The organism is uncultured Methanobrevibacter sp. (genome assembly GCF_902788255.1).
GTDB lineage: Archaea > Methanobacteriota > Methanobacteria > Methanobacteriales > Methanobacteriaceae > Methanocatella.
The window spans coordinates 1-11143 of record NZ_CADAJR010000048.1; the positions used below are offsets into that span (position 1 = coordinate 1).

Here is an 11143-nt window from a genome sequence, read left to right on the forward strand (position 1 = left end):
TTTTTGAGGGCGACTCAAAATTAATTATTTTTTAAAAATTTTTTTGCATTAATTTTTATTATTTTCAGGTATTTTGTTTGTTGTTTTGGTGTATGAGTTCGTTTTGTATTGTTTCGTTGTATATTCGTTTTAAATTGTGTGATATTGCGAGTAATTTTGCTTCTGTTTGTGTTCTTTTTAGTCCAGTTGTGTTGAATTCTGTTACTTTTAGATTTTGTTTTATATTTCCAAATGGCCATTCTGCTGTTTTTGATCGTTTTTTGTAGATTTCTTGAGCCCAATCTGTTTCCATTTTTCTGAGCATTTTTATTTTATTTGGATTTCCATAATCGGTTATGATTCTATTGTATCTTTTTCCACAGCATTCTTGGTGTTTTGGGCATGTTTTGCAGTTGTTTGTCCAGTATGCTATTCGTGAGTTGTTTTTGTAACTTTTTTGGTTTTCAAGTATCTGACCCATTGGGCAGATATATGTGTTTTTTTCGTGATCGAAGGTGAATTTGTCTTTTCCAAATGGTTTGTCTTTTTTGTTGATTTTTTTGAGTTTTCTTGAGAGTTTTCTGGTTGATATGTAGCCATCTAGGTGGTTTTCTGCTAGATAGTCTATGTTTTCGTTTGTTGAGTAGCCGTTGTCGGCTGAAATTTGTGTATTTGGTGCTAAAGCACCAAATGTTTCTTTTATTTGTTCTATTTGAGGTATTAGTTCGAATACGTCTGTTGGATTTTGTGTGAGTGATGATGATACGATTATTCCTTTGTATTCGTCTACTCCTATTTGTAAATTGTAATCAAATTCCCATTTGCTTTTTTTATTTAGCATCCATCGTGATTCAGGGTCGTTTATGCTGATTACATCGTTTGTTGTCTTTTTTAGTTCTGAATCGATTTTTTCGACTTTCTGCAAAACTTTTTTGGCAGAGTTTTTATCTTTCTTTGCTTGGTCTAGAAGTTTTTTACTGCTTCTTCGTAGTTTGAATTCGTTTCTATCTCCTTTTGTACTTTCAGTTACTTTTTTGTAGATTTTTTCAAAGGATTTTTTGTCAATTAATTCTTTTGGAACGGAATTTCCTGATTCGTCTCCGAGAATTTCATCTTCTTCTTCATCGAGTTCAATACTCTTTTTTAAGATGTCTTTGAGTAAATCTATTTGTTCTTGATTGGTTAAATTATTTATGGATGCTTTGGCTTTTATTTTTGTTCCATCAATTGCTATGTGTTTGAGTTTTACTAAATCTAATTCTTTTGCCATTAATACTGTTGTTTTAAATGCGTCATCGATTAGTTCTGCGTGATCTACTTTGAATCTGTTGATTGTTCGGAAATCTGGTTTTTCCATGCCCGCTAAGTACATGTAACTAACGTCTGTAGCTGTTTTTGCAGCTACTTCTCTTCCAGATAATCCTCCATCAAAAGCACCCATTAAAACAAGTCTCAATAACATTTTACGAGAATAAGCAGGCTTGCCTGCTTTGTAACAATAATTTGCATCGACTTTCGAAAAATCCATTTGATCAACAACATTTTGAATAAAATAACACGGATGATCTTTTGGAATCAAATCTCTTAAGTCCAAAGGAACTAATAATTGCTGACCAATTTTATCCTCTCTCAAAACCATAAAAAACACAACCAAAAAGTTAATTAACTCTAATAATAGATTGTACTTCCTAGTATATAAAATTAAAGGATAATAAAATAAGAAAAAAAATTTAAACACAAAAATTATGAGTCAGCCTCTTTTTTAAATTTTAATTTTGTTCGATATTTTTTCAATAAACTTTTTAAACTATAAAAAATATACTATATTCATTGGAGATGTATACCATGACTGATTTAAAAGGTACAAAAACTGAAGAAAATTTAAAGGCAGCTTTCGCTGGCGAGTCCCAAGCACATACTAAATACCAATATTTTGCAGCTAAAGCAAAAGAAGAAGGATATGTTCAAATCCACGATATTTTCATGGAAACTTCCAAAAACGAAAGGGAACATGCTAAAATCTGGTTCAAATTATTACACGATGAAGACATTCCTGACACAATTGCTAACTTAAACGCAGCAGCAGATGGTGAAAACGAAGAATGGACAGAAATGTACAAAGAATTCGCAGAAACCGCTAAAGAAGAAGGTTTCCCAATGATTGCATTCTTATTCGAAAAAGTAGGTGCTATCGAAAAAGAACATGAAGAAAGATACAGAACCTTACTTGCAAATGTTGAAAACGATGCTGTATTCAACAAAGAAGAAGAAATCGAATGGAAATGTGAAAACTGTGGATTTGTATTCTCAGGTCCTAACGCACCTGAAAAATGTCCTGTATGTGGACTTCCAAAAGCACACTTTGAAGAAAGAGCAACCAACTTTAAATAAGCTCTTTTAACTTTTTTTTTATTTTTAATTTTTTCTGATAAAATGAACAAGATGGTTATTTTTTTAATCAGACATCCCAAGTTTCGTGATGTTACCATAAGAGGATTGGTTGACGGGGATTACTTGCTTGATCCTGAAGCTCAAAAATATGCCGAAGGCATTATGCAATACTATCAGGGAGATAATCTCAGATGGGAATTTCCAGCAAACCAGTTCATGAAACATTCAATCAAATGGAATGCCTATGAGGAGCTGAAGCAGAGGATTTCAGACAATGAAGAGGATTTGGCTTCAAGGATATTTGAAGGGGATAAAAACGTACCGTTTTGTTTATATGAAGACTTAAAGATAGATAGAGAAGTACTTACTTGGTAAGATTTATTATTAATTTAGGAGATGAAAATATGGCAGATTTAAAAGGAACTAAAACTGAAGAAAACTTAAAAGCAGCTCTCGCTGGTGAATCCCAAGCACGTGTAAAATATGAATTTTACGCATCTCAAGCTAAAAAAGATGGTTACGTAGAAATCAAAGAAATTTTCCAAGAATCATCTGACAATGAAAAAGAACACGCTAAAATTTGGTTCAAATTATTAAACGGTGGAAAAGTGCCTGACACTTTAACCAACCTTGCAGATGCAGCAGCAGGCGAACACGAAGAATGGACTGAAATGTACAAAGAGTTCGCTGAAACCGCACGTGAAGAAGGCTTTGATGACATTGCTGACTTATTCGATGCAGCAGGTGCAACCGAAAAAGCACACGAAGACAGATACAACGCTTTAACTGACAAAATCAAAGCTGACAAAGTATTTAAAAAAGATGAAGAAATTGCATGGAAATGTAACAATTGTGGATACATCCATTATGGAAAAGAAGCTCCAGAAGTTTGTCCATTATGTGACCACCCACAAGCACACTTCAGAAAACAAGATACTAGTTACATCTAGATCTTTTTTCTTTTCTTTTTTTTTAAACATCACATGTGATTAGATGGAAATTGAAGTTACAGTCCAAAGTCAAAAGGAGTTTGATGAGGCAATCGAGCGCTATATTGCCAGCGGTTATGTGCTTGAAAGCAATATGGGCGATACTGCAGTTTTAAGAAAGAAGGGCTTTAAACTTTGGATTTTTATCGTTCTGCTTATTTTTATATTGGTTGGTGCGATTCTGTACTATTTCCTGTCTGACGATAATGTTGTTATTTTGAAAAAGGTTGCTTCTTCCGGCAGATATTGCGAAAAATGCGGAAGTTCATTAAAGGAGGGTGAGAAATTCTGCCCTAACTGCGGTGCAACTATTAATTCAAACGATGGCAGTTCAGCTAATATGATAGATGATAATGCAATCAATATCTAAATCATTTTTTCCGCAACATTTATATTTTAGGACAATCTAATATCTATTTTAAAAAAGTGATATTATGATTGAAAACAACATTTGTCTTTTAACAGACAGTTACAAGGTAACTCATCACTATTTCTACCCAAAGGGCACAGAAAAGATTTATTCATACCTTGAAAGTAGGGTGGGTGCTGAGTTCAACAAAACAATTTTTTACGGACTGCAATATATTCTCAAAAAATATCTTGAAGGCCAGGTAGTAACACAACAAAAGATAGATGAAGCCGATAGATTAATATCCGCTCACATTGGTCCAGATATTTTCAACAAGGATGGTTGGCAATACATTTTGGATGAGCACGACGGGTGCCTGCCAATTGAGATCAAGTCAGTTCCTGAAGGTACTCCTGTTGACGTTAGCAATGTTTTAATGACCGTTGAAAACACCGACAAGGAATCCTATTGGTTGGTAAACTACCTTGAATCATTATTACTGCAGGTTTGGTATCCTTCCACCGTTGCAACATTGTCTGCTGAGGTAAGAAAGCTGTGCAACTTCTATCTGGAAGTGACAGGTTCTTCAAAGGATAACCTCAACTTCATGCTTCATGATTTTGGATACCGTGGAGCAACCTCAACCGAATCATCAATGCTTTCCGGATCAGCCCATCTGCTCAACTTCAGTGGTACCGATACAATTCCTGCACTGACAATACCTGAAAACTATTACAATGATTCAGAACTGTATGGGTTTTCAGTTCAGGCAACAGAACACAGTGTAATGACTTCACTTGGACCTGAAGGTGAATTTGCACAGATTTTAAATGTCATTGAAAATGCAAAGCCTGGAATACTTTCCATGGTCATCGATTCATACAACTACCGCAACTTCCTGATGGAGGCAGGTAAGAACGGATCTGATTTGAATGATGCCATTTTGAAGTTCCTCAAAACCGAGGGAAACAAGGTGGTCTTCAGACCTGACAGTGGTGAGCCTGTATCAACAACCATTGACTGTTTGAATATCCTTGAGGAAGGCTTTGGAAGTTATAAAACAAGTGAAGGATATAAGGTATTCGATTCCAATATCGGATTGCTGTGGGGAGACGGTTTGAACTACCAAAAAATCAGGGACATTCTCTTTGCAATGAAATCCAATGGTTGGGCAGCCGAAAACATAATATTCGGTATGGGTGGAGGTCTCCACACTGCCGTAAATCGTGACACTCAAAGAAACGCATTCAAATGTTCTGCCCAGTTGCGTGATGGTGAATGGCATGACATTTTCAAAAACCCCCTTGATTCAAGTAAAAAATCCAAAACAGGCAGATTCAAATTGATTCAGGAAAACAATTCATTTAAAACAATTCCTATCGATGGGGAAGGTGAGGACATTCTTCAGACAGTTTTCAAAAATGGGGAATTGATTATTGATGATAAATTTTCCAATATCAAAAACAGGGCATTAAAATATTCAAATTATTTATAATCAGTTCTTCTGATTATATAATTACTTTTTTTAGGATAATATTTTGAATTTCAATTAAATCTCTGTCAGAAGAGGGTATGTAACATTAATTTTCAAATTTTTTAAATAAAATTGAATACTTATTTATATCATAAAAAACTTAAATACTAATATTCTATACATTTAACCAATTTTTAGTGTTTAAATTGGTATAATGGGGGACAATTATTTGAAGAAAATACAATTTATCGCATTAACATCAATATTGCTATTGCTTTTAATTGTCATACCGACAGGTTTTGCAGCTAACAATGAAACTGTTATTGCCAATGGCAATGAAACCATGTTGGCCAGTGACAGTGAGGATATTCTCAGTGATGAGTATTATTTTGATGCATCAGTTGATAATGATGATGGTGACGGTTCAATATACAATCCTTATCAGAAGTTAACTCCATACAGGGTTAAATCAGATTCAATTAATCATTTGGACAGTGGAGTGTATGATTTTAATAATGATGCATCTTTCAAAAATGTTACAATGATTGGTGCTTCACCTGCTGATACTATTGTGAAAAATGCAGTAATCACTTCTTCAGATAATCTTGTCCTTTATAATTTGACTTTTGTTGATTCCACATTTATAGTGAAGAATGAATTTACCGCAATAAACTGTATTTTTACCAATTCCACCTCCAAAAGCTATGGTGCGGTGATTTATCCGAGTGGAGACAATATGGTTAAAATCACATTGGACGGATGTACATTTTCAAATAATGATGCGGTTTGCGGTGGAGCAATCTATATAATTGACGGTACTTTAAACATTAAAAATTCCGTTTTTATCAACAATACTGCCAAATTATTCGGTGGGGCAATCGCTGCTGTCAGATCCAGCTTGTCCCTGGAAAACATCACTGCCAGAAACAATAAGGCAGGTGCTGACGGTGGAGTTGTATACTCATTGTATGGTAACTTTAAGATGTATGATTCAACCATTGTCAATAACCAGGCGGATAAGGGTGCCGGTGTGTTTGTTGACGGTGCAGATTATGATATAATCATCAACAACAGGTTCATTGATAATATTCCTCTCGTCAGGGCAAGTCTATACTCATTCTATAATTCTAACTCAACAATTACAGACAATGAGTATTCAAGCATTGACGATTTGTGCGAAACATTTGACATTAGTTTCATCGGAAATGGAAATTATACCATGTATAATTATGTATCCGATGAAATTACTGATATTCCATCAAGATATGACTTGAGGGAACTTGGACAGGTCACTCCCGTTAAAAATCAGGGAAATGATGGAAACTGTTGGGCATTTGCAACAATAGCTACACTTGAATCATGTATCATTAAGGCATTGGGGGATAATTATGACTTGTCCGAATCCAATATGAAAAATCTATTTGGACTTTACAGTGATTACGGATGGGATATGGAAACCAATAAGGGAGGATATGCTTCATCAGGTTATAACTATCTTATAAGCTGGCTTGGACCTGTTCTTGAGCAAAATGATCCCTATATTGTCGGTACCATATTTTCAAAGGTATTGGATAGTTTGATGCATGCTCAAAATGTGATGTTTATTCAAAGAAGCACTTTCACAGATAATGATGAAATCAAAAAGGCATTGATGAAATATGGTGCGGTTTATACTCCTGTTTATGCCGCTTTTGATGGAGATGGTAAACAGTATTACACTGGAGATAAAAGTGCAAACCATGCTATCGTAATTGTCGGATGGGATGATAACATGGAATTCAGTGGAGCTCCTGGAAAAGGCGGATGGATTATTAAAAACAGTTGGGGAGCTAATTGGAGAGGTAGTGGTTATGGCTATGTGTCATATTATGATAAGACCTGTGTTCCAATCGGTAAGGTGGATTCAGTATTTACTTTTATCTTGAATGACACTATAAAATATGATAAGAACTACCAGTATGACGTTCAGGGAAAATCAGATTTCTTTTATAATTCCTCCGCTTCTGTTTGGTATAAAAATAAATTTACAGCAACAGATAATGAGTATCTCACTGCAGTTTCTACAATGTTTGATAAAAAGACAAATTATACCTTTTCCGTCTATGTTAATGACAAATTAAAACTCACACAAAGCGGAACTACAAATCCTGGTTATTACACTTTCAATTTAAATGAAATCATTCCTTTAAATGTTGGAGATGAGTTTGAGGTTGTCTTCAACATCAAAGTTGACAGGGAGGCTGGCGTTCCGATTTCAGAAAAGGTCAGCTTTAACAAGTATTACTATAAGAAAAACACCTCATTCATAAGCTATGATGGGGTTAAATGGGCGGATTTATATGATTTGTACTGGACTTATACTTCTCACACATATAATTCAGCAGTGGCATGTATAAAGGCATTCACAACATTAAATCCGATTAACACTTCTGTTAAACTGGATATTGACAACATTGGACATGATTCTTTGGATTTAGTGGCTAATGTCTTTAATGAATGGGGCCATGCTGTAAAATATGGAACTGTCATATTCAATGTGTCCGGTACTGAGTATTATGTCAGCCTCAACAATGGAGTTGCCAGATTATCCGGTGTCCACTTTGCTGAGGGCATAAATAACTTCACTGCAACATTCAGCACTGTAGGTTATTTGGGTTCAACAAACTATATCCTATTTGCAAATGACAAAATCAATACCACAATAACTTTCAATGAGGTTCGCGAACATAATGTTGTAAACATTTCAGCAGTTGTAAGGGATGCTGACGGCAATGTGTTAAACTATGGATACGTGATATTCAATATTGAAGGAAAGAACCATACTGTGAGCATTGTCGATGGAATAGCTGCCATAGATTATACATTCTCCAACTTGGGAATGAATAACATTACCGCATACTATGTCGGTGATTATTTATACGGCAGGTCTAATGTAACTAAAACCATTATTGTTTCACTCTATGAAACTGTGATTTCCCTTAATCAAACAGGCGAATATAATCCGATAATCATAACTGCAAATGTCACTGATGAAAATGGAAAACCTGTAGGCAGCGGTTATGTGATTTTTGTCGTTGATGGAACCGAATATCCAGCGAATGTTGTTGACGGCAAGGCCAATTTTACCAATATATTTACTCACATTGGAGTAAATAACATTTCAGCATATTATTATGATGACAGTTTCATTTACAACTCATCTAAAACATCTAAACTGATTACTGTTTCACAAATCAACACCAAACTGCAAATCATTGTATCTGAGAATGCAAACAATCCTGTAGACATTGAGGTTCTGGTTAATGATCAGTTTGACAATCCTGTTGATAGTGGTGAGATCACATTCAATATGGACGGTAAAACCACCACTGTAAAGGTCAGTAACGGCATTGCCAAAATTACCCATGTATTTACCAAAACAGGAAACAATTCAATATCAGTCAGCTATAATGACAATTCATATAAATACAATTCATCCAGTGCCAGTTCCTCAGTAAACGTTTCAAAAATCAATGTTGAAATGTCAATGAGGATTAGTGACAACGTTAATATTACAGTTGAGCTTTCACAACCTATCAATGAATATGCTTATCTTTTGATTGACAATAAAGTATATAAACAAAAGCTTGCAGATGGAAAGTGCACATTCAGCTTTAACAACCTTAAATGTGGAATAAACAGGGTTGTTGCCTATTTGGACAGCTACATTTATGAATGTAAAAACCAGTCAGGTGAGTTTCCATTCTATTACACCTCCCAGATATCACTATTAAATCAGGATTTATACCATGGAGGTGCTTTTACTGTCATATTGAGCGATGTCTACAATAAGATTCTAATTAAGAATCATATAGTTAAATTTATCATCAACAATCAGGTATTCCAGAACACAACCGACAAAAACGGCAGAGCTTCTGTCCATTTGAATTTAACCGGTAAGTATAATATTGAAATCAGGTTTGAGGGAGACGACGAGTACAAACCATACTCTGTGAACACAACCGTTGATTTTAAATCAACCATCGTTTCAGGATATGAGGTGAAAACCCTCAACTCCCAGTATGAATTCAAACTGATTGGCTGTGATGGAAAACCATTGGCCAATGAAGATGTAACAATAAAAATCGGTTCTGCTAATTATGAATTGACCAGTGATAAAAATGGTATTGTGAAATTAGATATCGATTTGAAACCTGCAAGCTATGTAATTGAGATAACCAATCCTGTTTCTGGTGAAATTAAAAGCCAGAATATTAAGGTAGTGTCCAGAATCTCTGGAAATAAGGCATTGACAATGTATTATGGTGCTGGAAAATACTATAAGGTTAAAGCCCTTGATGATGATGGAAAAATCGCAAAGGATGTTAAGGTTAAATTCACCATAAACGGCAGGACATATACCAGAACTACAGACAGCAAAGGTTACGCTTCAATTAAAATTTCAACATATCCTGGAAAATACACAATCACTGCTGAGTATAAAGGGTTCAAGGTATCAAATAAGATCACTGTCAAATCAACAATCATCTCTAAAAACATTAATGTTAAAAAAGGAAAAACAATCAAGTTTACAGTTAAACTTGTAAACAAAAACGGAAAGATTCTGAAAAACAAAAAAATCACTTTCAAATTCAAGGGAAAGACCTATAAGGTTAAGACAAACAAGTACGGTAAGGCAACCTTGAAAATTACCAAAAAATATAATAAAGGAACATATACAATTTCCTCAAAATATGGAAAATTGACAATAAAAAATAAGATAAGGATAAAATAATCCTTATTTGTTTGATTTAATTAATTTACGTGCGGCTTTAAGGTCAGTATTGTAGATATGTCCGGAGGTTGAGTGGTAGTGCACTCCTCCAAAGTTAAGTTTTTCGCCCATGATTTCCTTATTGACTTCTTCTTTCATTTTCAATCCTAAGTATGCAATAAAGAACATGTTTGAGTAGAATGCTCCAAAAATATCGTTACTTCTGAAAATGCAGTGTATTGTCAATTCGTTGTCACGTACAATGCACTGAAGGAACTGCAGGCATGGAATGTCCTCACGGTCTGCATCCAGTTGAGGATCAATTGTAACTGCCACTGCACGGTTTGAACCTGTTGCAGTCAATATTCTCTGTTTCATGGTATTGAACTGGTCCACGTCAAAGTGGGCATAAATACGATTTGGATAGGTGTATACGAATCCCTGGTCATCAGGGTTTTCGGCGGATTTCACATATTCGTATAATGCATCGCTTTTTATAGGGCATCCTTCCATGTCGAATTTTCCTGATTTGATGTCATCCAGTAACTGGTCTGGAGTGTAGTGTTGATATTTAGCTCTGAATTTTAAGTTGAATGGATCATCGATTATATAGAAATTTCCTAAACTTTCGACCAAATGATGATTTGAGTCCTTATATGTTTCTTTTCCACTTTTCAAGATTTTATCAACAAAATCTAAGTAGCATTGGTTAATTGTTAACATAATAAATCGCACCTTTTATACTAATTAAAATTATGTTTTGAAAGGTATATAATATTATTTAATCAATTTGCGGTAAGTTATTTTTTTGATTATTTTTTAATAATATGGTTTAAAAGCAGTTTTGTATATTAATTTTTCTAATAATTGTACAGTTTGATAGATTTTTAAAATTTTTGATAAAACTGGATAATTATTTGTTTGATTTTTATAATTCTGAATTTTTAGTTTAATCTTTAAAAATTTTGTTTTTTGAATTTTATTTCAGATAATTTGTTCTAAAATATTAACTTTTTTTCTAATCGTTTACAAAAAATTTTAAAAAGTATCAATGTTGTATATAATTATTTTAGAAATATATACATTTGAATATGTTAAATAAAATTTTTAGTCTCTTTCAAAAACTTGTGTGATTTGAATTTGCGCTAGTTTTTGAGTCACAAATTTTTTTCGTTCTATTTTTTCTTTATTTTTAATTTAAAAGCAGT

Annotated in this window: 8 protein-coding genes; 6 read left to right on the forward strand and 2 right to left on the reverse strand. The window is 34.0% G+C overall.

Going from position 1 to position 11143, the window contains the following annotated elements:
- Positions 1–64: 64 nt before the first annotated feature.
- Entirely contained in the window at positions 65–1618 is a 1554-nt protein-coding gene (locus tag QZV03_RS10745) for an IS1182 family transposase (protein ID WP_296876676.1), read from the reverse strand.
- 206 nt (positions 1619–1824) lie between these two features.
- On the opposite strand from QZV03_RS10745, the gene rbr (QZV03_RS10750) reads away from it, so the two are divergent.
- From rbr (QZV03_RS10750) to QZV03_RS10775, 6 genes are all read left to right on the forward strand, one after another.
- Positions 1825–2370 (forward strand): rubrerythrin, encoded by a 546-nt coding sequence (gene rbr / locus QZV03_RS10750; RefSeq protein ID WP_296876678.1) that lies wholly within the window; start codon positions 1825–1827, stop codon positions 2368–2370.
- 42 nt (positions 2371–2412) lie between these two features.
- Positions 2413–2745 (forward strand): hypothetical protein, encoded by a 333-nt coding sequence (locus QZV03_RS10755; protein ID WP_296876680.1) that lies wholly within the window; start codon positions 2413–2415, stop codon positions 2743–2745.
- Between the two features lie 29 nt (positions 2746–2774).
- The gene (gene rbr, locus QZV03_RS10760) at positions 2775–3320 is read left to right on the forward strand and encodes a rubrerythrin (protein ID WP_296876682.1); all 546 of its coding nucleotides are present in this window, start codon (positions 2775–2777) and stop codon (positions 3318–3320) included.
- A gap of 43 nt (positions 3321–3363) precedes the next feature.
- Complete coding sequence (locus QZV03_RS10765; protein ID WP_296876684.1) at positions 3364–3729, forward strand: zinc ribbon domain-containing protein; 366 nt, start codon at positions 3364–3366, stop codon at positions 3727–3729.
- Between the two features lie 64 nt (positions 3730–3793).
- Positions 3794–5203 (forward strand): nicotinate phosphoribosyltransferase, encoded by a 1410-nt coding sequence (locus QZV03_RS10770; RefSeq protein WP_296876686.1) that lies wholly within the window; start codon positions 3794–3796, stop codon positions 5201–5203.
- Positions 5204–5411: 208 nt separating this feature from the next.
- Positions 5412–9956, forward strand: coding sequence for a C1 family peptidase (locus tag QZV03_RS10775; RefSeq protein ID WP_296876688.1), 4545 nt, complete (start codon positions 5412–5414; stop codon positions 9954–9956).
- Between the two features lie 3 nt (positions 9957–9959).
- Here the strand turns inward: QZV03_RS10775 and QZV03_RS10780 are convergent, their stop codons facing one another.
- Positions 9960–10658 (reverse strand): thymidylate synthase, encoded by a 699-nt coding sequence (locus tag QZV03_RS10780; RefSeq protein ID WP_296876690.1) that lies wholly within the window; start codon positions 10656–10658, stop codon positions 9960–9962.
- Positions 10659–11143: the final 485 nt, after the last annotated feature.

What these genes read in the sequence shown, in the direction of transcription:
- QZV03_RS10745 (WP_296876676.1), bottom strand. Translation starts at nt 1,618, where the DNA reads ATGGTTTTGAGAGAGGATAAAATTGGTCAGCAATTATTAGTTCCTTTG.
- rbr (WP_296876678.1), top strand. Translation starts at nt 1,825, where the DNA reads ATGACTGATTTAAAAGGTACAAAAACTGAAGAAAATTTAAAGGCAGCT.
- QZV03_RS10755 (WP_296876680.1), top strand. Translation starts at nt 2,413, where the DNA reads ATGAACAAGATGGTTATTTTTTTAATCAGACATCCCAAGTTTCGTGAT.
- rbr (WP_296876682.1), top strand. Translation starts at nt 2,775, where the DNA reads ATGGCAGATTTAAAAGGAACTAAAACTGAAGAAAACTTAAAAGCAGCT.
- QZV03_RS10765 (WP_296876684.1), top strand. Translation starts at nt 3,364, where the DNA reads ATGGAAATTGAAGTTACAGTCCAAAGTCAAAAGGAGTTTGATGAGGCA.
- QZV03_RS10770 (WP_296876686.1), top strand. Translation starts at nt 3,794, where the DNA reads ATGATTGAAAACAACATTTGTCTTTTAACAGACAGTTACAAGGTAACT.
- QZV03_RS10780 (WP_296876690.1), bottom strand. Translation starts at nt 10,658, where the DNA reads ATGTTAACAATTAACCAATGCTACTTAGATTTTGTTGATAAAATCTTG.